Origin of the sequence: Pseudomonas sp. 31-12, from assembly GCF_003151075.1 — a bacterium.
In the GTDB taxonomy this organism is placed as follows: Bacteria; Pseudomonadota; Gammaproteobacteria; order Pseudomonadales; family Pseudomonadaceae; genus Aquipseudomonas.
On record NZ_CP029482.1, the window covers coordinates 138,629 to 161,770 of the forward strand.

General features: G+C 59.9%; 24 protein-coding genes. 11 read left to right on the forward strand and 13 right to left on the reverse strand.

Annotation, left to right across the window (positions count from 1 at the left end; all coding sequences use genetic code 11):
- Positions 1-118: 118 nt before the first annotated feature.
- Positions 119-532, forward strand: a complete 414-nt coding sequence (locus DJ564_RS00630) for a DUF3301 domain-containing protein (protein ID WP_109626861.1) — start codon at positions 119-121, stop codon at positions 530-532.
- On the opposite strand, the gene DJ564_RS00635 is transcribed toward DJ564_RS00630, so the two are convergent.
- Positions 529-1,494, reverse strand: coding sequence for a GTP-binding protein (locus DJ564_RS00635; protein WP_109626863.1), 966 nt, complete (start codon positions 1,492-1,494; stop codon positions 529-531). The genes DJ564_RS00630 and DJ564_RS00635 overlap by 4 nt on opposite strands.
- Positions 1,495-1,521: 27 nt before the next feature.
- On the opposite strand from DJ564_RS00635, the gene DJ564_RS00640 reads away from it, so the two are divergent.
- Positions 1,522-1,878: an NADH:ubiquinone oxidoreductase gene (locus DJ564_RS00640; RefSeq protein WP_109626865.1), complete on the forward strand. Its 357-nt coding sequence runs from the start codon at positions 1,522-1,524 to the stop codon at positions 1,876-1,878.
- Here DJ564_RS00640 and DJ564_RS00645 read toward each other — a convergent pair.
- Positions 1,875-2,525: a DUF1826 domain-containing protein gene (locus DJ564_RS00645; RefSeq protein ID WP_109626867.1), complete on the reverse strand. Its 651-nt coding sequence runs from the start codon at positions 2,523-2,525 to the stop codon at positions 1,875-1,877. The genes DJ564_RS00640 and DJ564_RS00645 overlap by 4 nt on opposite strands.
- Positions 2,525-3,733: a zinc metallochaperone GTPase ZigA gene (gene zigA / locus DJ564_RS00650; protein ID WP_109626869.1), complete on the reverse strand. Its 1,209-nt coding sequence runs from the start codon at positions 3,731-3,733 to the stop codon at positions 2,525-2,527. The genes DJ564_RS00645 and zigA overlap by 1 nt, the downstream gene beginning before the upstream one ends.
- Before the next feature lie 143 nt (positions 3,734-3,876).
- Here zigA and DJ564_RS00655 point away from each other — a divergent pair, with 143 nt between their 5' ends.
- Positions 3,877-4,254, forward strand: coding sequence for a glutamine synthetase (locus tag DJ564_RS00655; protein WP_109626871.1), 378 nt, complete (start codon positions 3,877-3,879; stop codon positions 4,252-4,254).
- Here the strand turns inward: DJ564_RS00655 and DJ564_RS00660 are convergent.
- On the reverse strand, positions 4,251-5,447 hold the full coding sequence (locus tag DJ564_RS00660; protein ID WP_109626873.1) for an N-acetylmuramoyl-L-alanine amidase: 1,197 nt from the start codon (positions 5,445-5,447) through the stop codon (positions 4,251-4,253). The genes DJ564_RS00655 and DJ564_RS00660 overlap by 4 nt on opposite strands.
- Before the next feature lie 85 nt (positions 5,448-5,532).
- On the opposite strand from DJ564_RS00660, the gene folE2 reads away from it, so the two are divergent.
- The 7 genes from folE2 to DJ564_RS00695 are packed head-to-tail and all read left to right on the forward strand — an operon-like array spanning position 5,533 to position 11,680.
- On the forward strand, positions 5,533-6,429 hold the full coding sequence (folE2, locus tag DJ564_RS00665) for a GTP cyclohydrolase FolE2 (RefSeq protein ID WP_109626875.1): 897 nt from the start codon (positions 5,533-5,535) through the stop codon (positions 6,427-6,429).
- Positions 6,426-7,094, forward strand: a complete 669-nt coding sequence (locus tag DJ564_RS00670) for a metal ABC transporter ATP-binding protein (RefSeq protein ID WP_109626876.1) — start codon at positions 6,426-6,428, stop codon at positions 7,092-7,094. Before folE2 ends, DJ564_RS00670 begins: the two co-directional genes overlap by 4 nt.
- Positions 7,094-7,960, forward strand: coding sequence for a metal ABC transporter permease (locus tag DJ564_RS00675; RefSeq protein ID WP_109626878.1), 867 nt, complete (start codon positions 7,094-7,096; stop codon positions 7,958-7,960). The genes DJ564_RS00670 and DJ564_RS00675 overlap by 1 nt, the downstream gene beginning before the upstream one ends.
- An 11-nt stretch (positions 7,961-7,971) precedes the next feature.
- On the forward strand, positions 7,972-8,847 hold the full coding sequence (locus DJ564_RS00680; RefSeq protein ID WP_109626880.1) for a metal ABC transporter substrate-binding protein: 876 nt from the start codon (positions 7,972-7,974) through the stop codon (positions 8,845-8,847).
- The gene (locus tag DJ564_RS00685; RefSeq protein ID WP_109626881.1) at positions 8,844-9,404 is read left to right on the forward strand and encodes a DapH/DapD/GlmU-related protein; all 561 of its coding nucleotides are present in this window, start codon (positions 8,844-8,846) and stop codon (positions 9,402-9,404) included. The genes DJ564_RS00680 and DJ564_RS00685 overlap by 4 nt, the downstream gene beginning before the upstream one ends.
- 2 nt (positions 9,405-9,406) lie before the next feature.
- Positions 9,407-10,744, forward strand: coding sequence for a dihydroorotase (locus DJ564_RS00690; RefSeq protein ID WP_109626883.1), 1,338 nt, complete (start codon positions 9,407-9,409; stop codon positions 10,742-10,744).
- A gap of 30 nt (positions 10,745-10,774) precedes the next feature.
- Positions 10,775-11,680: a His/Gly/Thr/Pro-type tRNA ligase C-terminal domain-containing protein gene (locus DJ564_RS00695; protein ID WP_109626886.1), complete on the forward strand. Its 906-nt coding sequence runs from the start codon at positions 10,775-10,777 to the stop codon at positions 11,678-11,680.
- A gap of 77 nt (positions 11,681-11,757) precedes the next feature.
- Here DJ564_RS00695 and DJ564_RS00700 read toward each other — a convergent pair whose 3' ends face one another.
- Positions 11,758-12,279, reverse strand: a complete 522-nt coding sequence (locus DJ564_RS00700) for a DUF3617 domain-containing protein (RefSeq protein WP_109626887.1) — start codon at positions 12,277-12,279, stop codon at positions 11,758-11,760.
- 131 nt (positions 12,280-12,410) lie between these two features.
- Between DJ564_RS00700 and cls the strand changes: the two genes are divergently transcribed.
- The gene (gene cls, locus DJ564_RS00705) at positions 12,411-13,850 is read left to right on the forward strand and encodes a cardiolipin synthase (RefSeq protein ID WP_109626890.1); all 1,440 of its coding nucleotides are present in this window, start codon (positions 12,411-12,413) and stop codon (positions 13,848-13,850) included.
- Here cls and cfaB read toward each other — a convergent pair.
- The 8 genes from cfaB to hflK (DJ564_RS00745) form a co-directional block, all read right to left on the reverse strand.
- Positions 13,847-15,031: a C17 cyclopropane fatty acid synthase CfaB gene (cfaB, locus tag DJ564_RS00710; protein ID WP_109626891.1), complete on the reverse strand. Its 1,185-nt coding sequence runs from the start codon at positions 15,029-15,031 to the stop codon at positions 13,847-13,849. The two genes, cls and cfaB, sit on opposite strands and share 4 nt — an antisense overlap.
- Before the next feature lie 85 nt (positions 15,032-15,116).
- Positions 15,117-15,905, reverse strand: a complete 789-nt coding sequence (locus tag DJ564_RS00715) for a DNA-binding domain-containing protein (RefSeq protein WP_109626893.1) — start codon at positions 15,903-15,905, stop codon at positions 15,117-15,119.
- Positions 15,896-16,741 (reverse strand): DUF692 domain-containing protein, encoded by an 846-nt coding sequence (locus DJ564_RS00720; RefSeq protein ID WP_109626895.1) that lies wholly within the window; start codon positions 16,739-16,741, stop codon positions 15,896-15,898. Before DJ564_RS00720 ends, DJ564_RS00715 begins: the two co-directional genes overlap by 10 nt.
- 64 nt (positions 16,742-16,805) lie before the next feature.
- The gene (locus DJ564_RS00725) at positions 16,806-17,060 is read right to left on the reverse strand and encodes a hypothetical protein (RefSeq protein WP_109626897.1); all 255 of its coding nucleotides are present in this window, start codon (positions 17,058-17,060) and stop codon (positions 16,806-16,808) included.
- Between the two features lie 123 nt (positions 17,061-17,183).
- Entirely contained in the window at positions 17,184-19,094 is a 1,911-nt protein-coding gene (locus DJ564_RS00730) for a cation-translocating P-type ATPase (RefSeq protein ID WP_109626899.1), read from the reverse strand.
- Positions 19,091-20,149 (reverse strand): protease modulator HflK, encoded by a 1,059-nt coding sequence (gene hflK / locus DJ564_RS00735; RefSeq protein WP_109626901.1) that lies wholly within the window; start codon positions 20,147-20,149, stop codon positions 19,091-19,093. The genes DJ564_RS00730 and hflK (DJ564_RS00735) overlap by 4 nt, the downstream gene beginning before the upstream one ends.
- Positions 20,146-21,180 (reverse strand): protease modulator HflC, encoded by a 1,035-nt coding sequence (gene hflC, locus DJ564_RS00740; RefSeq protein ID WP_109626903.1) that lies wholly within the window; start codon positions 21,178-21,180, stop codon positions 20,146-20,148. The genes hflK (DJ564_RS00735) and hflC overlap by 4 nt, the downstream gene beginning before the upstream one ends.
- Positions 21,177-23,138, reverse strand: coding sequence for a protease modulator HflK (gene hflK / locus DJ564_RS00745; RefSeq protein WP_109626905.1), 1,962 nt, complete (start codon positions 23,136-23,138; stop codon positions 21,177-21,179). The genes hflC and hflK (DJ564_RS00745) overlap by 4 nt, the downstream gene beginning before the upstream one ends.
- Positions 23,139-23,142 lie beyond the last annotated feature (4 nt).

The window sequence follows — 23,142 nt, forward strand, 5'->3', positions numbered from 1 at the left end:
GCGGTGAGTTCCGTAAAACGATTGAAATTCGAGCCGCGCAGTATGCGACGAAACACAGCCTGTACGACAGACCAGCGACGCAGTTAAGCTGGCACTATCTTGTTGGAGCAACCTGCTGATGCTGACCCTCGGAAATATCTTCGTGCTGATGCTGCTCGCCACTGGCGGCGCATGGCTGTGGCACAACCACGGCTTGCGCGAGCGCGCGCTGGAACGGGTCAAGTTGCATTGCACAAAGCTCGGGATCGAGTTGCTGGACGGTAACGTGGCGCTGAAAAAGATCGCGTTCATCAAAGACGCCAACGACCGGCGGCGCCTGGCTCGTGTGTATAACTTCGAGTTCACCGTGACCGGCGAAACCCGCCACAACGGCACCATCACCCAGTTCGGCGCCCATAGCGCGCAGATCGAGCTGGCGCCCTACCCTATGCCGTTCGACGACACCCCTGCGGTGGTCGACGTGGTGAAGCCTCGCGCTGAAGTGATCGAGCTGAGCCAGTGGCGGCAGGAACACACCAAGTGGCGTCCTTAACCCGACCGACAGTCGGCCAACGCTCTTTGCAGTGAATCAACATCCTGCGCCTCACCGAAAATCAGCTCGATCCGCGAATCCTGGCGCCATTCGCTGGGCTGCCATTTCAATGGCGAGTTATCCAGCGCATTCGCCGACACCCAGCCATCCAGGCTGTGGATAACCAGCTTCGCCCGCCGCCAGGCAATGCTTTCAAGCCACTGGCCAACGCGCGCCGCATCGAAGGTCTGCGTCGGATGCCAACGCCAGCCGACGCTCCAGCCGCCCTCCTGCGCCTGGCTCAAGCAAATCGGCAGCGCAGGATCGGTCCAGATGGCCGGCATTTGCGCCAAACCCTTGGGCACGATGAAGTTATCCACACCCACCACCGCCTGAGCGCCAAGCCCCGGTAGCTTGCTCAACGGCAAGAGCGCTTGCTGCGTCCAGTACAAAGGACGAGAAGGCAGTTGCGCGGCGATTCGCTGGCGATCATTGAAGTCGAGACCTTCCGCTTTGTTGAGCACCAACAAACCGGCACTGCTCAACGCCTCCAGTTGCGCCTCGGGCAATGGTTTGCCAGCGGCGAGCGCTTGGGCATCCAGAACCAGTACACAAGGCTGTACCGCCAGTACGCCTCGCCACGGCGCCTCACCCAATTGCCTGAGCAACTGCGCCGGGTGGCCCAATCCGGAAGGTTCGATGAACAGTCGATCCGGCCGCGCCTTGCGCAGCAACCGCCCGAGGCCAATCTGAAACGGTGCACCGTTCACGCAACACAAACAGCCCCCGGCCACTTCACCCAGTGCGATACCATCGGCGTCCTGGGTCAGCAGCGCGGCATCGAGGCCGATCTGCCCGAACTCGTTGATCAGCACCGCCCAGCGCTCACCGATCGGTCGCTGTATCAGCAGGTGCTTGATCAGGCTGGTCTTGCCGGCACCCAACGGGCCGGCAATGACGTGAGTGGGAATGTTCTGCAACATGGTCGATGTTTTCTGAGGAGGTAATGAATGCGGTTGATGGGATTGTCGTTGTTCTTGGCGCTGTTTTCCGGCGAGGCGCTGGCTCAGGCTTGCGTGGTACATAGCACGGCTGAGCGACTTGACGTGAAAGTCTGCCAGCAGAACCGCAACATCCCGCAAAAGCTCTTCGCCGATGGATTCTGCCAACCGAATCTTCCCGGGCAGAAAGTCGAGGTGCAATACGTCGACCAATGCCCCACCGGTGCGTTCGGCGTGTGCAGCAACGCCCAAGTCGCCAATATGCCTTACCGGCAGGATATTCACTATTACGGCGTGGCCACCGATGCAGCGTATCTGAAGCCGTTTTGCGAAGGCCAGAGCCAGGGCAACTGGCTCAAGCCTTAAGCCAGCCAATCCAGGGTCAGAATCAAACGGCGTTCGCCCGGCGCGGGTTGCGGCGAACGGTGAATCAGGCCGAAACCTTCGTTGCCGTGCCATTTCTCGCCTTTGAGCAGTGCCACTTCGCCACTGGTGATTTGCTCGATCAGCGAATCCTCTGTGGGTTCGGCCGCAGGATTGCCCAAGTGCCGGCGATCCATCACCCCTTCTTTCAGCCACTGACTGCCGATACCGGAATACGTGGTGATCAACCGCACCGGCACATGATCGACGTGAAAGCGCGGGCACATGGCCTTGTCCAGGACTCGCACGCGCAAGCCTATGCGCTTGGCGCCCAGCAGACAGGCGAACGCGCTGACCAGCCATGACACGTCGGCATTGAAACCGGCATACCCTTCCAGATCGTTGAATCCTGAGGCCAATCCCTGCAGATCGGGTTCGGCGTCATCGCTGGACAATTCCAGGACCCGCGACTCAGCCAGCGGTTCGTTCAGGGACAGCAGCAAGCGCCCGAAATCACTGATGTGCGCCGGGAGCTGGCGCTGCCAAACGGCGAGGTTTACGCCGTCATCAAGAATTCGCGTCAGTGTCTGCGGCGTTTCACCCTGAACCTGATGAACGATCGTCTGCGGTTTCAGATTCGGCGCCAACATCAGGCGGCCACCTCTTCGTGCCACGGGCCGAACGGATCGGCCAGCAATCGCCAGCCTTCCACACCCAAGGCCATTTCATCATCGTTCAGCAGGCATGCGTCGAGTTCGGCGGTGAGCTGCGCGAAGTCGATGTTCTGGCCGATGAACACCAGTTCCTGGCGGCAATCGCCGGTGGCGGCGGTCCAGTTTTCCATGATCCCGGCCGTGCTTTCTTCGTCCTGCGGCCACTGGGTTTTCGGCACGAAACGCCACCAGCGTCCGGCGAAACCATGGCGCATCAAGCCACCCGCCTGGGACCAGCTACCGGCGTCCATGTGCTTGCTGGCGAGCCAGAAAAAACCTTTGGAACGCAGCAGCTTGCCGTTTACCCACGGCCGATCGATGAAGCTGAAAAAGCGCTGCGGATGAAACGGGCGGCGGGCTCGGTAGGCCGTCGAGGCGATGCCGTATTCCTCGGTTTCCGGCACGTGTTCGCCACGCAACTCCTGCAACCAGCCCGGCGCTTGAGCAGCTTTTTCAAAGTCGAAACGACCGGTGTTGAGGATTTTTTTCAGAGGAATCTCACCCATGACCATCGGGATGATTTCTGCCTGAGCGTTGAGGCGCTCAAGGATCGCGATCAGCTCCAGGCGCTCGCGGCTGCTGATCAAATCGATCTTGCTGATGAGGATCACGTCGGCGAATTCGATCTGCTCGATTAACAAATCGGTGATCGAGCGCTCGTCCTCTTCGCCCAATGTTTCACCGCGCGAAGCGAGGCTTTCGGCGGCCTGATAGTCGAGCAGGAAGTTCATGCCGTCGACCACCGTGACCATGGTGTCGAGCCGCGCGATGTCGGCCAGGCTCTGCCCTTGCTCATCACGGAAGGTGAAGGTTTCGGCCACGGGCAATGGCTCGGAGATGCCGGTGGATTCGATCAACAGGTAATCGAATCGCCCATCCCTCGCGAGTTTGCTGACTTCTTCGAGCAGATCTTCGCGCAGGGTGCAGCAAATGCAGCCGTTGCTCATCTCCACGAGTTTTTCTTCGGCACGGTTCAGGCTGACATCGCGCTGGACTTCGCTGCTATCGATGTTGATCTCACTCATATCGTTGACGATTACGGCGACTCGCAGGTTCTCGCGGTTGCGCAACACGTAGTTGAGCAGCGTACTTTTACCGGCGCCGAGAAAGCCCGACAGAACGGTCACGGGGAGACGATTGGGCATCAGGAATTCCTCACAGAGATACCCGATCGCAGTGTCGGGTTGATTTCAATGTTATAGTATAACAATGCAATCAAGCCAGCCCGCTCTTGCCCATAACAGCAAAGGGCACGATGCTGAAACCCGTCCAACCCGTGAGAATTCCCATGCGTATAGCCTTGAAATCTGCGCTGATAAGCCTCCCGCTGTTGTTCGCCGGAAACGCCTGGGCGCAAGTGCCGAGCCTGGCCACATGCACTCGAAGCGCCAATCTGCTCGCTTGCGTGGATGCCGATGGCAATGCTTACAGCGTCAACACCGTCGGCAGCACGCTCTATTTGCGCGGCTTCGAAAGGGTGGGCAACCGCTATTGGGCGCAGACCAACAGCCGTTACGGACAGCTCACGTTCTTCACCGGTATCGCCTCCGATGGCGAGGCTTGGGTCGGCTACAACCGGCGGGTTGGCTGGACCACGATCAATCGCTTTTCCAGCTCCGGCGGCAGCAGCGCCAAGTTCACCTGCAGCCGGATAGCAGGCTGCTAGGCCTGCGCTTTTCTCTGGTGCTGTTGCCAGGCGATGTAGCTGTTGAACGGCGGATTCTTCTGAAAATAATGCTGCAACCCTTCGAACAATCCGTCAGCTACAGCCTGCTGATGGCGTGGAGTCACCAGTCGCTGGCTGTCGCGGGCGTTGGAAATGAAGCCGGTTTCCACCAGGATCGATGGCACGTCCGGGGACTTCAGCACCGCAAATCCCGCTTGTTCCACGCGCTTCTGATGCAGCGTGGTGATGCCCGCCAGACTGCCGAGAACCGTGCTGCCCAACTGCAAGCTCGCGGCGAGGGTGGCGTTCATCGACATGTCGAGAATCACCCCGGCGAGCATCGGGTCCTTGTCCTTGAGATTGAGCAGACTCGTAGCGCCCAGCAAGTCCGCGCCGTTCTCCCGCTGAGCCATGAAACGCGCCGTGGCCGAGGTGGCGCCTCCTTCCGACAAGCAATACACCGAGGCGCCTGAAGCGGTGAGACGCGGCGCTGCATCCGCATGCACCGAGATGAACATATCGGCGTTGTGCTTGCGGGCGATCTCGACCCGCTTGCGCAGCGGAACGAAGAAATCGTCGTTGCGCACCAGCTTCACGTCGAAGCCCTTCTCGCGTTTCAGCCGCTTGGCCAACAGCTGGGCGATCGACAGAACGACGTCTTTCTCGCGCTCCCCTTTGGCACCCACCGCACCGGGGTCTTTGCCGCCGTGGCCCGGGTCGACCACCACGATGATGTCGCGCTTGGGATGAGCCTTTTCGATGCTCGCTTCAGGCGCCACTGCAATGGGTAACGACGTTGTCGACTTCAGATCAAGCACCAGTCGATCGCCTTGGCCATCCTGCGGCGGCAAGAGAAAGCTGTTGAGCTGAACCGGGGCGCTGAGGTCGAGGACGATCCGCGTATCGCCCTGACCAAAATGCCCGGAGCGGATCGAGCGGATGACCGTATTGCCGAGCGCAAGCTGGCTGAAGTCGCCACTGAGGCTGGCACCCCGCAGATCGATGATCAGCCGCTCGGGCGCGCGCAGTGAAAAGGTTTTGTACTGCACCGGCCCGCTCAGATCGAATACCAAACGCAGCGTGTCATCGGAACGCCAAAGCCGCGCATTGCGAATCTGCGCGGCCGAAACACCAAAGGGTAAAGCGAAGGCCGCGCTGGCCAGTATCCAGTTGAGCAAGTGACGTCTGTGCATTTTGAGAGCCGCTCGTGAAAAAGGCGTAGTCGATCTTGATGTAATAACATAACATTAGAAACCGACTCCTACGATGGACCTTTTCATGAATGCGCTGACTCTGCCGGATATCGCCGCGCAGGCTTCACGCCAAGCCCTGCCACTCGACTGGGTGGGCATGTGCGGCATCGCCCTTCCTGTTTTGTTCGATGGCCAACGGCTAAGCGCAAAGGCGGACGCCGGCGTGAGCCTTGATGATGGAGAAGCACGCGGCATTCATATGTCCCGGCTGTATTTGGCGCTGGAAATGCTTGAACGTGAAAACCTGACACCCGCGCTTTTGCGGCGAGTCTTGCAACGTTTCCTCGACAGTCATGAAGGACTATCCAACACCGCCTACTTAAAAATTGATGCGGATTTACTGCTCAAAAGACCGGCGCTGATCAGCCCGTTGGCCGGCTGGAAAACATATCCGGTGAGCATCGAAGCGCGTTTGAAAAACGCGATGTTCCACGTGGAACTAAAAATCGATGTTCCATATTCCTCAACGTGTCCGTGTTCAGCTGCACTTTCCCGACAATTGATTCAGCAACAGTTCGTCGACGACTTCGCCAACCAATCATTGCAACACGCCGATGTATTGGCCTGGCTAGGTTCCACAAAAGGCATCGTGGCGACGCCTCACAGCCAACGCAGCAATGCACATTTACGGCTGCGCTTGGACGATTATCTGGATGACCTGCCGCTGATTGCACTCATCAACGATGCAGAAGCAGCACTCGGGACCGCCGTGCAAACCGCGGTGAAGCGCGCCGATGAACAAGCCTTCGCCCTGGCCAATGGTCAGAACCTGATGTTCTGTGAGGACGCCGCCCGCCGCTTGAATCTGGCCCTGAAACGCTCCCCCGGCATCAACGCTTTCCACATACGCGTCATCCACGCCGAAAGCCTTCACGCCCACGATGCCGTCGCCGAAAGCCGATGGAACTGGGAAGCGCCATGATCCGCTGCCAAGCATTGCGCTGGGGAGCACCTGGTCAACCGCTGACGCCACCTGTGGATTTTGCCTTGCCCAGAGGAAGTCTGACGGCCGTGATCGGCGCCAATGGCTCCGGTAAAAGCAGCCTGCTGAAAGTAATCGCCGGACTGCAAAAACCACTGGCTGGAAAAATCATCCTCGATGTCCCGCGTAAGGGTTCGCTTTCTTTCCTGCCCCAGCAGCAACACTTGGACCGGCAATTCCCCATCAGCCTCCAAGAGTTGGTGGCAGCCGGTTTTTGGGGCAACCAACAATCACCAGCGCTACGCCGCCAACGCCTCAAAGCCGTGCTGGAAAACTGGTGCCTGAGCGGTTTGGAACAGCGCCCGTTGATGGCCCTTTCCGGTGGCGAATTACAGCGCGCCCTGCTCGCCCGTTTGAGCCTCGCCGACACGCCGTTGCTGTTGCTCGACGAACCCCACGCCGCACTCGATGAGTTGGGCCAGTCGCTACTCTGGAAGCACATCCACGCTTGGCACGCCGAAGGTCGAACCCTGCTGGTCGTGTGCCATGACCTGGCCGCGGTTCGCCAACACATGCCTCAAAGCTTGCTGATCAAAAGCAGCGGCTGCGTACTTGGACCCAGTACCGAACTGATCCGTCAACAACCGCAAACACAGGTGGCTTGATGCTCGCTGCCGCTCAGCTTTGGCAACCGTTCCACGAGTTTGTATTCATGCGCCGGGCACTCTTGGGTGGATTGGTCCTGGCCTGCAGCACGGCTCCGCTGGGCGTGTTTCTGATCCTGAGACGCATGAGCCTGATCGGCGACGCAGTGGCTCACGGCATCCTGCCGGGTGCCGCGCTCGGCTTCTGGTTCGCCGGATTGAGTTTGCCGGCATTGACCTTCGGTGGCCTCGGCGCAGGCTTGAGCATGGCCGGACTCGCCGCCTGGATCACCCGCCGGACGGGGTTGCGCGAAGATGCGAGCCTTGCCGCGATATACCCGATTTCACTCGCCAGTGGTGTGCTGATCCTCGGCATCGCCGGCAAACGCCTGGACCTGCTTCACCTGTTATTCGGCTCGGCACTGGCGGTCGATGGGCCGACATTGACAGGCATGTTGTGGGTCTCCGGTGTCAGCCTGATCGCTATGGCGCTGATCTACAAACCGTTACTGCTGGACACCCTCGACCCGCTTTTCCTGCAAACCGTCAGCCGCCTCGGTCCCTTGGCACACGGCGTATTTCTGACCCTGGTGGTGCTGAACCTGGTGATCGGTTTCCAGGCCATCGGCGCGTTGATGGTGGTTGGGTTGATGATGTTGCCCGCCGCCGCATCGCGCTTCTGGAGTCGCCGTTTGCCAGTGTTGATCGCAATCGCCGCCCTGCTCGGTTGCCTCTCTGTGTGGCTCGGTTTGTTGCTGTCGTTCTACTACTCGCTGCCCAGCGGCCCGGCGATCGTGCTGGTGGCTGGCGGTTTGTATGTGCTGTCTGTGGTGTTCGGGCCGGTGCACGGTTTGCTGCGCCGCCCGCCTTTGTTCACATCCCAATGAGGTGCTTTCCGATGCGCGCTTTACTCGTGCTGTTCAGTCTGATGCTGTCGATGTCGCTGTCCGCTGCGGAGAAACTTCAGGTGGTCACCAGCTTCAGCATCCTCGCCGACATGACTCATCAGGTCGGCGGCGAACATATCCACATCACTAACATGGTCGGTCCCGACGCCGATGCCCACACCTACGAGCCGACTCCGGACGATGCCAAAGCCTTGCTCAAGGCCCGACTCATCATCAAAAACGGTCTGGGATTCGAACCCTGGCTGGACCGTCTGGTGACCAGCACCGAGACCAAAGCCCCGGTCATCAGCGCGAGCCACGGCGTCATCCCACGCTCCCTGGATGAAGACGGCGAGACCGTTCCCGACCCTCACGCCTGGCACAACCTGGCCAACACCGAGTTGTATATCAGCAACATCACCAAAGCGCTGATCGCCGCCGATCCGGCGAACAAAGCCGACTACGAACGCAACAGCCAGGTCTACCTGAAACAGATCTACGCGCTGCTCGCCAAAGCCAAGGCCAAGCTTGCTTCGTTGCCACCAGGCAACCGCAAGATCGTCACTTCGCATGACGCCTTCGGTTATCTGGGCCAGGCCTACGGCATCGACTTCATGGCGCCGCAAGGCCTGTCCACGGAACGCGAACCTTCGGCCGCCGAAGTCGCTGCGCTGATTACTCAGATTCGCCAGGCCAAGGTTAAAGCGGTGTTCATGGAAAACATCAAGGATGCTCGCCTGCTCAAACAGATTGCCGACGAAAGCGGCGCGCACATCGGTGGCACGTTGTACTCCGACGCGCTCGCCGCAAGCGGTCCGGCGAGTACCTTCGCCGGCCTGTTTGAATACAACCTCAACACCCTCTACGACGCCTTGAGCAAGCCATGATCCGCAAGAATCCCTCAGGCGATTTGCCACTGATTGCGGAGTCCGCGTATGTGGATAAAACTGCAATCATCTGCGGCAAAGTGGTGATCGGCGAAAACGTGTTCGTCGGCCCATACGCCGTCATTCGGGCCGACGAAGTGGATGCGTCAGGCGAAATGGAACCGATCACCATCGGTGCCAATTCGAACATCCAGGATGGCGTGGTGATTCACTCCAAGTCCGGCGCGGCGGTGACCATTGGCGAGTTCAGTTCGATCGCTCATCGCTCCATCGTTCATGGCCCGTGCACCGTTGGCGACCGGGTGTTCATCGGGTTCAACAGCGTGTTGTTCAACTGCGCGGTCGGCGATGGCAGCGTGGTGCGGCACAATTCCGTGGTCGACGGTCGTGACTTGCCTGAGGATTTCTACGTGCCCTCCACCACTCGCATCGGGCCCCACACCGACCTCTCGCAGTTCCCGCCGGTGAGCGTCAGTGCCTCGGAGTTTTCCGAAGACGTGGCGCGCACTAACGTCGATCTGGTGCGCGGCTACAAAGCCCTGCAGAACGAGTTTTGACCATGAGCAGCGTGCTGATTCGCAATGCCAGATTGGTGAATGAAGGTCGAGAATTCGAGGGTGACCTGCTGGTGAGCAACGGCCGGATCGTGAAGATTGCCAGCAGCATCGACGGGGAAAATGCCCACATCGAAATCGACGCGCAAGGGCAGTGGCTACTGCCGGGCATGATCGACGATCAGGTGCATTTTCGCGATCCCGGATCGCCGGATAAGGGCAGCGTTTACACGGAATCGCGGGCGGCCGTGGCGGGCGGTATCACCAGTTTCATGGACATGCCCAACACCAACCCGGCCACCCTGACCCTCGCGGCACTCGCTGACAAAAAACGTCGAGCTGCGATCAATTCTGTCGCCAACTATGGCTTTCACTTCGGCGTGAGCAACAACAATCTCGACACCGTCGCGGCGCTCAATCCCTGCGAAGTGGCTGGCGTAAAAGTATTCATGGGCGCCTCGACCGGCAACATGCTGGTGGACGATCCGCAGACGCTCGAACGTTTATTCGCCGAGGTGCCGACCCTTCTGCTGGCGCATTGTGAACACACGCCCAGCATCGAGGCCAATGCCGCGACGGTGCTTGAGCGTTTTGGAGAATACATTCCCGCCGCCGTCCATCCACTGATTCGCGACACCGAAGCCTGTTTTCGCTCCTCCTCAATGGCCGTGGACCTCGCTAAACGTCATGGCACGAGACTGCACGTTTTGCACCTGACCACAGCCCGCGAACTCGCTCTGTTCGAAGACAAGCCGCTGGCACAGAAACGCATTACCGCCGAAGTTTGCCTGCATCATTTGTTGTTCGATGATCGCGACTACCCGACCCTCGGCAACCTGATCAAGTGCAATCCGGCTATCAAAAGCCAGGCTGATCGTGATGCCTTGCGTCATGCCCTGTTAAGCAATCGACTGGACGTCATCGGTAGCGACCACGCGCCGCATACGTGGGCGGAAAAACAACGGCCCTACACCCAGGCACCCTCCGGTCTGCCGTTGGTGCAACATGCCCTGCCGGCGTTAATGGAACTGGTGTTGGACGAAGTTCTGCCGATAACTACCCTCGTGGCCAAGACCAGTCACCGCGTGGCTGATCTGTTTGCCATTCCCGACCGCGGTTATCTGCGCGAAGGCTATTGGGCCGACCTTGTTCTGATCAAACCCGAGCCGGAAGGCGTAGCCGTTTCCAGGCAGCCAATCTTGTCGCAATGCGGCTGGACACCTTTCGCCCGCCAGCGGTTTCGCCACAGCGTCAGCACCACGATCGTCTCGGGGCAAATCGCCTGGCACGACCAACGTCTTAATGACAACTGCCAGGGTTTACCTCTACGGTTTATGCGCTAACGCGCGTTTATTGCACTCGAGAGCACCGACATGATTCACATCACCCTGAGCGATGGTTCATTGCGTGAATACGACCAACCGTTGTCGGTGTATGAGTTTGCCGCGAGCATCGGTGCCGGGCTGGCAAAAGCGGCCGTGGCCGGCCGGGTGGACGGTGTTCTGGTGGACTGTGAATTCATGATCGAGGCCGATGCCCGGGTCAGCATCGTTACGCCTCAAGAGCCCGATGGGCTGGAGATCTTGCGACGCTCATGCGCCTTGATGCTGGCGGTGGCCATCAAGCAGCTCTATCCAAAAACGCGGCTGCAGACCGGATCGGCGCTGGGAGACGGCTTCTTTTACGAGTTCGCGTTTGAGCGTCTGTTAAACCTGGTCGACCTTGCCGGCATCGAAGCGCGCATGAGGACCCTGGCGGCGACCAACCATTCGATCCGGCGCCGCAAGCCGGTAACCGGATCGGTACCCACGCAGAGGTCATTGCCCTACCTCCTCGGGGATTTCGAATGTGTGTCATCGGGCCCGCATGTTCCCGCAACACGGGTGTTGCAAGCATTCGCGCTTGATCACATCAGCGGCACCGCGCCGCAGCGGATCTATGGCACTTGCTGGAGCTGCCAACAGGAACTGGAAGATTGGCGATCGCCGCCGCACGTAATCATCGTCAGCATGGACGAGCGTCAGGCGGATTACGCACAGTCCGTGACCGAGGCCTTGCGCCGAAGCGGCGTGCGCGCTCGTGCGGATCTGCGCAATGAGAAAGTCCGCCACAAGATCCGCGAGCACAGTCAGCAAGTGCCCTATCTGGTGGTGATCGGCGAGAAAGAAAAAGCAGGCGGGTTTGTCAGTGTGCGCAGCCGCACCGGGGAAGATTTCGGCAGGATGGCTGTGGAGGCAGTGTGTGACTGGTTGAGGTCAATAGGCATTGCGAGGGTCTGAACTGACGCCATCGCGAGCAGGCTCGCTCCCACAGGATTCACACCGACCCTGTAGGAGCGAGCCTGCTCGCGATGCTTTTAAGCCCTCGGCTTAACGGTCCCGCAATCCTGCCCCAACCAAACCGCACGGGTATCAAGGCTACCCTTCTGCTGAAGGCCGGTCGCATTGAACGTGCCGTTGACCTTGGTGGTGAACTCACGATCGCTGAGGAAAGTGGCGACACCCGCCCCCTGCGCTTTCGGACAGCTGAAGCGGAATTTCCACTGATTACCGCTGCGCTCAGTGATTTCCTGTTTGCAGCCCGATTGCGGATCCGTCAGCGGGATATTGTCCGACTTCACTTGCTCCGGCGTCAGGCACGCGCGAATGCCTTTGCCACCCATGGTGATGCCCTGCTTCTCCAGTTGCGCGCGCTGCGCCGGGGTCATCTGTCCTTGCAACTGACCGAGGATCAACTGCAAGTCCGGCAGGTTCTGGTCATCGACCTTCATGTTGCTCGTGGTCAATTCCCACAAACCTGGCTGCAGCATCTGCGCCTGAGCGGCCACAGGAAGAGCCAAACCAAAAGCCACGGCCAAACCCAGCAGACGAACGTTCATCGAGTAACTCCTGATCAGTAGTGGCCGTTAGACGTCAGCCAATGGCTTCGGTTCATGGGCCAATTAAATAGCGACATTCTGCACGGAACATGGTCTGTTAAGCATTGAATCTTCAGGAGCAAGGCTGCCCCATGGATTACTTTGGACCGCACATTTTCGGCTACATGATTGCACTGCTTCATACGCTGGGCCTGATCGCAGCCATTCACGCCGTACTCACCGTCCGGACCGCCCAGGGATCCATCGCCTGGGCCCTGTCGTTGATCTTCATGCCTTACCTCACGCTTATCCCGTACCTGGTCTTCGGCCGCAGCACCTTCGATGGCTACATCAAGGCGCGGCGCCAGGCCAACGAGGAAATGCGCAAGGCCATCTCCGAGCTCAACTGGCGGCCCTGGGTAGAAGAAGCGCTGACCGCTCGTGCTTCCAGTGCATACGCCTCCCTGAGAGCGATGCCGAAACTGGGGCGCATGCCGTGCCTGGCGAACAACGAAGTGCGTTTGCTGATCAACGGCCAAGCCACCTTCGACGCGATTTTCGAAGCCATCGACAACGCCAAGGAAGCGGTGCTGATTCAATTCTTCATCATCCACGACGACCGCCTCGGCCAGCGCCTGCAAACCCTGCTGTTGAAGAAAGCCGCCGAAGGCGTGGCAATCCACTTGCTGTACGACCGCATCGGCAGCCATTCCCTGCCCCACAGTTACGTGCAACCGTTGCGTGATGGCGGCGTCGAGGTCAAAGCCTTCGCCACCCGCAGCGGCTGGCTCAACCGCTTCCAGGTCAACTTTCGCAATCACCGCAAGATCGTCGTGGTCGACGGCATTCTGGGCTTTGTCGGCGGGCATAACGTCGGCGACGAATACATGGGCGAGAAACCACCGTTAGCACCCTGGCGTGACACCCACGTCCGCGTGCGCGGGCCGGTGGTGGCCTGCATGCAGGAATCGTTTGCCGAAGACTGGTTCTGGGCGGCGCGATCGCTGCCACCGCTGATCCTGCCGGACGTGTACCCGGACGACGGTGTGCTCTGCCAATTGCTCGCCAGTGGCCCGGCCGATTCCTACGAAACCTGTTCGTTGTTCTTCGTCGAAGCCATCCATGCGGCGACAGAACGGGTGTGGATCACCAGCCCTTACTTCATTCCCGACGAAGCGGTGTTCGCGGCGTTGAGACTGGCGGTGCTGCGCGGCGTGGATGTGCGGCTGCTGCTGCCATCACGACCGGACCACCGAATCGTCTACGCGGCCTCAAGTCTCTACGCCTTCGAAGCGGTACGCGCAGGCGTGCGAGTGTTTCGTTACCAGCCGGGTTTCCTGCATCAGAAAGTGGTGTTGATCGACAGCGAAATCAGCGCAATTGGCAGCGCCAACCTGGACAACCGTTCGTTCCGGCTGAATTTTGAAGTGATGCTACTGACCGTCGACAGCGCGTTCGCCGCCGAGGTGGAACAGATGCTCAACGATGACTTCGCCCAGGCCCACGAGATCGCCAAAGAAGAAAGCCGGGAGACCCGCCGCCTGCAACAGGTCGGCATGCGGATCGCCCGGCTTATTTCGCCGATTCTCTAAAGGTAGATGTCGTCTCGCGTCCAAGGCAGTTCATGGCTGCCATCGGCGTGGGCTTTCACCGCGAGGATCTGGTGCAGGTTGATCCAGCCTCTGGCGAACGCATAGGCGCATCCCGCCAGGTACAACCGCCAGATCCGCAGCGCCTGTTCCGGAACCAGTTTTGAAGCCGCTTCCAGATTGTCCTCCAGGCGTTCGCTCCAATGGTCCAGGGTGCGCGCGTAGTGCAGACGCAAACTCTCGACGTCGACGATCTCCAGCCCCGCTTCGCTGATCTCGGCGGAGATCATCGACAGGTGCGGCAACTCGCCGTTGGGGAACACATACTTCTCGATGAACTCCCCGGCACCGCGTCCCACGGGTCGGCCATCAGTGTGCTTGGCGGTGATCCCGTGGTTCATCACCAGACCGCCCTCTTTCACTGCGCCGAACAAGGTCTTGCAATACTCGGCCAGGTTGGCGTGGCCGACGTGTTCGAACATGCCGACGCTGACCACCTTGTCGAAGCGCCCGTCCTGAGGCAGATCGCGGTAGTCGAGCAGTTGCAGTTCGACCAGATCGTCCAGGCCTTCGGCCGTCACTCTTTCACGGGCCAGGGCCAGTTGCTCTTTACTCAGAGTAATCCCGAACACTTTGGCGCCGAACTCACGGGCCGCAAAGCGGGCCAGCCCTCCCCAACCGCAACCGACATCCAGCAGGTATTCGCCGGGTTGCAGCCGCAGCTTGCGGCACAGGTGGCGGAATTTGGCTTGCTGGGCTTGCTCCAGCGTTTCACTGCCGGTCTCGAAATAAGCGCAGGAATACGCCATGTCGCTGTCGAGCCATAGCTGGTAAAACGCGTTGGAAAGGTCGTAGTGGTAGGAAATCGCCTTCGCGTCGGTTTCCTTGTCGTGGACGGTGCGCACTGGTTGACTGTCGTCATCCTCGCTCAACAACGCCTGGCTCCATTCATCACAGACGCGGATCACGTCGCTGATGGAGCCTTCGAGTTCAAGCTTGCCTTCGACAAACGCCGCTCCGAGCGCGTCCAGGCTTGGGTGGGTAAACTGGGTAACCATTTGTGGGTCCTTGACCACAATAGTGACGCTGGGCGCCGGCCCCAGGTTGAATTCATGGCCGTCCCAGAGTCGCAGGCGTAGCGGTAACTGCAGATTCTGTAAGGCCGGTGGAAGTTGCGCGAGCATGGAAAATCCCCCCTTGTTTCAGACGTCTGATGTGAGGTTAGACCATTCTGGAAAAATAGCTGGCTATCGATTTAATAGCCGTTTTCTATGATTCGCGGCGCTGTAACCAACCGTCATGAATCCACTGTTTCAGCCATGTAACAGCTTGAAGTGGTGCACCCTCACCATAGATGACTGCTAATTCGGAACACAGTTCAGCAAAACTCCAGCCGTGCTGAAACATACCTTTTAGAGCGGTTGCCTCGGCAGATTCGAGACTCCGGTAGTGACAAACCAATTCGCTGCGCCAGATGACGACAACCTGGTGCGCCTCCAATCCTGTGCTCCCTGGAAACGCGGTTTCATCCTTCACTGCTCGCCACAGTGCGACGCTGTTGAAAGCACATTCCAACCACTGCACGGTGGTACCGGGACAGACTCGCAACATCGGCCAGTCTTGCGGTGGCAAAGTGGCCATGTCCTGCATCGTCAGCGGTCGGGAATCAGGTGCGTCAAACGCCAGGGTGAAAGCCCACTCAAGCGCGGCTAACTCGGCAAGTGCAGCACTCTGTTCAGGTACCAGGTGCTGACGGATGAACATTTCAAAACCTTTACCGAGCCACCTCAAACTGAAATGTGTTGAGGGTGACTGGCGAATGTAAGCCGCGGCGAGCTGTGCGAATTCATCGTCGCCCAACCAATGCCAGATGGCCGGATAGTCCCCACGCAACACTTCCTGAAGCCGCGCCTGATAGGCGTTGTGATAGATCGCCAAGCCAGTATTTACATCGAGTGTCGGGCCGCCGATCAGGCTTGCTCCCAGCTTGGGATCGGCTATTGCCCGCTCCCCTGACAGGTAATCCTCAAAGGCCAGTTGCCAATCGTTCAGACGCATTTCAGTCTCCGGGCCAGCACGCTATCGCCTAGCTCCCGGACCTTTTGCAATTCAGTCAGCAGCTCTGCAAAAGGCGGGAAGTGATCATCGCGTTCCAGAAGCGTGGCGACCGGGCCGAGGTGTTCGAGGGTTTTTTGATAGAGCGTCCAGACCGAATCACTCACGGGCTGATCATGGGTGTCGATCACGTAATGTCCGTAATCGCTGTGCCCTGCCAGGTGCAGTTGGCGAATCTTGTTCGCCGGCAAACCTTGGATGAACGTCCACGGATCGAAGCCGTGATTGCGCGAACTCACATAGACATTGTTCACGTCCAGCAACAGCTCGCAGTCGCTCAGTCGGCTGAGGGCTTCAAGAAACTCCCACTCGCTGAAATCGTCGCCGGCGCTGCGCACATAACTGGAGACATTCTCCAGCACCAACGGCCGCTGCAAAACGTCCTGAACCTGTCGCACTCGGCCCGCAACGTAGTGAAGGCTTTCCTCGGTGTAAGGCAACGGCAGCAGATCATGAAGCTGATGAGCGTTGCCGCGGCTCCAGCACAGGTGATCGGAGATCCACGCGGGTCTCACTCGCTCAGCCAATAATTTGAGTTGATTCAGATAGTCTGGATCGAGGGCGTGAGGCCCGCCGATGGACAACGACACGCCATGCATCACCACCGGATAACGCTCGGCAATGGCGTCGAGGTAGTACAAAGCTTTGCCGCCCTGAACCATGAAGTTTTCGGAGACGACTTCGAACCAGTCAACGGGGGGTGACTGCTCGAGAATCTGTTGGTAGTAAGCACTGCGCAAACCCAGGCCGTAGCCCAGGCAAGGAAGGGATGCAGACATTTTGCGGACTCCTCGCAAAGTGGCCGCAGTGGCGCAAACCACTGCGGCGGCATGCAGTAGTCGATTACTCGCCGACCTTGCCACCTGCTTTCACACACTCGGTCTGAGTCATTGCCTTGAAGCCGTGACCTTTGCAAACACCCTGGCCCTTGCAGGCATTTTCAGCAGTCTTGCAATCGTTCATGCCTTTGCAAGAAGTCACGCCGTAGCAATGAACCTGAGCAGTGTCCGCGGCTTGGGCCTGAGTGGCGACACCGGCAAACAGGGTTGCAGCAGCGAAGGCGAGAGCAGCACCGGCGGTGGCGTTTTTGAAGTTCATTTTTATATCCTCGGTAATCGTCAGTGGTGTCGGCCAGGACGGCTTGTCCAGTCCCGACACAGCACTAGAGCGCAGTGCCCCCAGCGGCGTTACAGAGGGAGTAAAAAAAGAGTTTCGCGCCCCTTAAAGCTCGTCCTTCAACTTCAGCAATGGCTCCTGAAAGCGCAGCAACCGTCCAGCGTTACCAAGTACCAGCAACGTGCTGAGGTTATGCAGCAACGCTGCGATCATTGCCCCCGCTGCACCGAGCCAGCCGAACGCGGCGAAGGCAACAATCGCCAGGGTCCAGCCCAGCCCGATGATCACGTTGACCTGCAAGGTCTGCCGACATTGGCGACTCAACCGCACACAGGTGCCGAGGCGACGCAGGTCGCTGCCGATCAGCACGATGTCCGCCGACGCCAGCGCGATGTCCGCACCACCCGCGCCCATGGCCACCCCCACGACGCCGGCCTTGAGTGCCAATGAATCGTTGATGCCATCCCCCACCACCATCGGCCGGAAACCGTTGTCGATCTCCGCCAGCACGCGATTAAGTTTGTCCTCGGGCAAGGCCTGCGCTTCAACGTCGCTGATGCCGACATCGCGCGCCAGCGTGTGCGCCACGCTGTGCCGATCACCGGTGAGCAGCAACTGACGGCCCAACCCCAGTTCACGTAATTCGCTCAAGGCAAATCGCGCCTCAGGTTTGACGCTGTCGGCCAGCAACAGCCAGGCAAGGAATTCACCGTTGAGTGCCAGCCCGGCAATCGGGCCGTCGTGTTCGGGAACGACTGAAGTGGCGATGCCCAGTTGCGCGAACAACTCCGGACGACCGAGTGCCGCTTCACCCTGCTCCGTCATCGCGACGACGCCCAGACCCTGACGCTCGTGGATGTCCGACAGCAGCAGAAAATGTTCCTGAGTGACCAACCCGGCGAGCGCACGGCTGACCGGATGACTGCTGGCCGAGCCCAGGCTGGCGGCGAGTTTCAGCACGTGACTGCGGTCCGCCAACGGGCTGTCGATGGACTGCAAGCGCAAGGTGCCAAAGGTCAGGGTTCCCGTCTTGTCGACCACCAGCGACGTCAGGTCCGCCAACTCTTCCAGAAACGCCGAACTACGGATCAGAATCCCGTGCCGTGCCGCCACCGCCACGCCGGCAATTGCCGTGGCCGGTGCCGACAAAACCAACGCGCAAGGACACGCCGCCACCAACACCGCGAGCATCGCCTGGGCATCGTTGGTGACAAACCAGGTCACCGCGGCCAATAGCAGCACCAACACCATGTAGCTGCCGGCGTAACGTTCGAGCAATCGCGTGATCGGCGGCTTTGAACGCTCCGCGCTTTGCATCAGCGCTATGACTTTACCGAGGGTCGATTCTTTGCCCGTGCGCGTCACTTCAATGCGCAGCAAACCGTCGAGATTGATTGCGCCGCCAAAGACCTGCATGCCGACACCCGCCTCGACCGGCACCGACTCACCGGTGATCGATGCCGTGTCGAGGCTCGCCTGACCGGACAACACCCGACCATCGGCCGGCACCCGGTCACCGGCCCGCACCTCGACAATGTCGCCGGATTTAAGTGTGCCGTTGTCGACCTCGACGATGGCACCGTCCGCCTGAACCTTGCGTGCATGACTGCGGGTCAGTTTGCCGAGCGCACGAATCGCTTCCTGGGAACCGATCACACTGCGCTCTTCCAGTACGTGGCCGAAGATCATGATGATCGGCAACAACGCGGCGGTCAGCAGGTCACCCGTGGCCCAGGCGCCGAGCATGGCGAGGGCGATCAACTGATCGGTGATTCCGTGCAGGCTCGGATAGCGCAGGCTGTACCACGCCGATCGCATCACCGGCACAGCCACCAGTAAGGAAGCAAAACCCAACAGCAATTGACTGACGCCGGTCTGTTCCGGCGACAGCCAGCGCCAGACCAAACCGAGGCTGAGCAAGCCAAGGGCGAGCATGGCCAGGGTCAATTGGCGTGCAGCGCTGCGTTGTTCAGCCGAGGACAACAGGCTCGGTGCGGCGGCAGTTTCGGCGGTCATTGTGTGGCTCCCTGAATGATCAGGCGGGTATCGTCTTCCGGGTTGACCGTCGTCACCGAGCCGGCCTGGCCGAGAATCTTCGGCATTCGCTCGCGGTAGATACGCAGCAACATTTGCGGGTCGGTGCCCTGCTGTTGCGCCTTGGCCAGGCTCAACACCGTGGCCGTATCGGCCGAGGCTTTGGCCAGTCGTTCGCTCGCCTGGGCGTGGGCGACTTGCAGTGTTCGATCGCCTTGTTCATTGGCGGTCTGGGTCAACTTCTCGGCCTCGGTGCGCGCATTGGCGACGGCTTTATCCGCTTGCTGGCTGGCGGTCAGCACCGCATTGAACGCATTCACTGCTGGGCCGGGCAGACTTGATTGCACGTCGACTCGCGTCACTTCGATACCCAGTCCCTGCCCTGTCGCGGTCAGCTCGGCCAGTCGTTTATTGATGCCTTGCACCAAGTCACCGCGCAGGCGTTCGCGGCGTTCGGCCGCCTGATTGTCGGAGCCGATCAGCTCCGGTCGTGCCACCAGAATGGTGTCCAGGTCTCGCGCAGCGGTGAGTGCAACGGCGCTGCGAGTGACCAGTCGATCGAGTGCCGGCAGCACATGTTCACCTTGAAGCACGAAGGCATAAGGTTCGGTGACCTTGTAGAAAACCCGCACATCCAGTTGAACCACGCCCGCGTCACCGGTCAGCAAATAGCCAGAGCCAGCAAGCGCATCGCTCAGCGGAGTCGCGAAGGATGCCACTCGATCGGCTTGCAACGCGGCATCGCTGCGAAGCAAGTTCTCCACCCGACGTTCGATCACCCGATCGGCTGCCGGCAACAAAATCACTTGCTCGATGGGACGCGGCCACGCCAACAGCAACCCGGCATTCTGGATGCGATCCAGCGCGCCGAAGTGCAGGACCACAGCGCGATTCTGTGGATCGATCTGCCGCACATTGGAGAATGCCCAAGCTAGCGCGGCGAGAATTGTCACTCCGTATAGAGCAAGAAAAGCCAACCGCCCGGCCTGAATCCAGGGGCTACTTAACTCAAGTGTTCCACGTGGAACTAAATTCATGGCTGCGACCCGGACTTGGTTTCGAGGGTCGGCGGACCGTCAACCAACACCCGGAAAGGCGCCGCATCCGTTCGCAATATCAGTTTGGTGCCTGGGGAAACGATCGTGCCCAAGGTGTCGAGGGAGCGCAGCAAGTTGTAAAGCTGCGGCGAACCGGCGTAGGCACGACCATAAATCTGCGCCGCTTCGACCCGTGATTGGGCTTCAATATCAGCCGCTTTGACCGTTGCATCGGCTTGCACGATGCGCGCATCACGCTCGGCAGCCGACCGGATTTGCGCGGCTTCTCGTTTGCCGATAGCGGTGCGTTCAGTGGCAATTGTTTCACGCTCGGCACGCATGCGATCGACGGTGGCGGTTAGCGTTACCGACGGCAGAGTCAAACGCTCGATGCCCACTTGAAGCACCCGGACGCCATACGTGGTCAGCAACTGTTGGTCGATCTGTTTACGCAGCTGCGCTTCGAAATCGGCAATGTGCACTTGATTGGCGTCGGTGTTCACCAGGTTGGCCAGATCAAAACTGCTCGCGGTGGTTTCCAGCGCAGAACCGACAAACGTACGAATCTGCCGTGCCGCTTCGTCCGGCTGATTCTGCACGGCGCGCATAAAGCGCTGCACGTTGTCCGGATCGCCCTGCACCTGCCACGCCACGTACGCCTGAACAATGATGCGCAAACCGTCGCGCGTGCCCACATCCTGCAAGCCGCTGGAGGTGGTGCGCAGCCGCAAGTCGACAGGAATCGCCGCTTCAAACGGGGCCGGCCAGCGCCAGCCAAGGCCCGGCTCCAGCAACACCCGCGACGGATTGCCGAAGCGAGTGATCACCGTGGCTTCTCCCGAGCGAACCTGCACCAGACTCGCTGCCGCGATGGCGAATGCTACGAGCAACGCGGCCCAGCCCATGCGCCGCCACGGGAATGGACCGGCTTCCTGTGGATCACCGTGATGGTGGTGACCGTGGTGATGTCCGCCATGGCCGTGATCGTGGCCGGCGTGGTCGTCATGATCGTGAGTGTGCGACTGGCTCAATGGGCAGCTCCTGGCTGAGCGCTGGTGCGCGGCGACGCAGGATCGGCCGGCAGCGTGAAGGTTCGTAAGTCGATGGTCGGTGCATTGCCGCTGCCGCCGAGACGATGATCGAGCACCAGCAATTTGGCGTTGGCCAGGCCTTGGGTCAGTCGGCTGAAATACTGCTCCAACACGAACGCCTGGCCGGCGCTGGCATACGCTTTCTGTTCGGCGGAGAACTTCAGATCAGCCGCCTGAGCGGTGGAGTTGATTTCATGGGCACTGGCTGTCGCTTGATCGCGAGCGATGCTGGCCTGCAATTGCGCCTGATTGGTCGCCTCGGCTGCCGCGCCGCGTTCACGGGAGATCAACGCCTGGGCACCAATCTGCGCTGCTTGAACACCGTGATAAGCATTGGCCGCACCGGCCGGCGGATGGATCGCCTCCACCACCGTCGCGAGAATTTCCACGCCGCTGTCAAGTTTCTCCAGATCGGATTGCACGGCGCGACCGATCTCTTCGGCCAGCCCTACCCTGTCTTCGCCGAGCAAACCATCGAGGGTTCGCGAGGCAAAGTCGTGAACCAGAATCCGGCTGGCGGTGCTGCGAATCAACGTCGGTACATCGGCGCTGTTGTACGTCGCGGCCAGCGCCGCTTGATCGGTCAGACCGATGCGATAGACAAAACGCACGTCCATGTTGACGATTTGAAAGCTCTGCTTGTCGGCACGGCTGCTGGCGATGACCTGGGATTTATCGTTCACATGACTGGCGTCCCACAAGCGATTGGCAATCGCCGGCGCCGGGCCTTCCGCCGGCTCCAGGACGACTGGCGCCGACGTTTCGCCAACGCTCGTTGCCAACTCATGAACCACGCCGTTTTCAACATTCAGCACCCGACCCAATGGCCACGGCAGACCAGCGTGCAAACCTGGACCGAACACTTCCACCGGTTTGCCGAAACGTTCGTAGATGCCCCGCCCTTGCAGCGGAATTTCGTGAACGCCGGTGAGCGACCAGCCGACGATCGCCACCACCGCCATCACCGGCAAAAATGCCCGGCGCATATAGGTGAACGCCCAGATCTGCCGCAAGTCGATACCGAAGCGGTTATGCAATTCGTGCTGCAACGCCAGCAACGGTTGTGGTGGCCAGCGCAGCATGTCGGCGACAAAACTACGCGCCAGCAATGTCGGTTCAAGTTGTTCACGGCGAGGACTGAACAGCGACAGCACGGCGCGCAGCAGCAACTCGACTGCGACCAGTCCTGGCAGCAAGCCGATCAATACGGCGAGGCGTACCGGCCAGACCGAGGTTTCGCTACCGAACAACAAACACAACGCGCTGAGTACCAGGCAAATGATCGCCACCCGGCTCAGTTGCGCCAACGGCCCCGCTTCCGGCCATTGGGCGATGTTTTCCTGGGCGAGCTGACGCTCAAGCACCAGCAAACCGAAGCCCAGCAACAACGACAGCACCGCGCCGACGCTCGCCGATAAACCCAACGCAGCGGGCGGTAACGCGAGGTTCCAGAACTGACTGATGCTCAAGATCGTTAACAGCGCCCAACCTGCGAGCCAGAGGGTTGGTGCGCCGATCTGCCCGAGCATGCGCACCCAGCGCTGACTGAGTCGCTCCAGCAAACGCTCATACCAGCCTTCGGGAACAACCGTCGTGTCCTCTGTGAGCACCCCCGGCAACGTCGGGCTCATCGCCTGCGCGCGCCACTGCGTTATCCACCACGCCGATTGCAGGCCTGCAATCAGCACTAACAAACCGGCACTTTGAGTCACCAGCAACGGCGCCCACAGCGACAGCGGCGCAAACAATCCGACGAAAAACGCCAACAACAGACCGACCGCCGCCAAGGCGCTCAGGCCGATGGCGAACTGACGTAATCGCCGCCCTTGAAAGACCGCCTGCTGAAAGCGCGGCAGCCCGGCTACCTGCGTTCCATCGACTTCGAGATCGACTTGCATACCA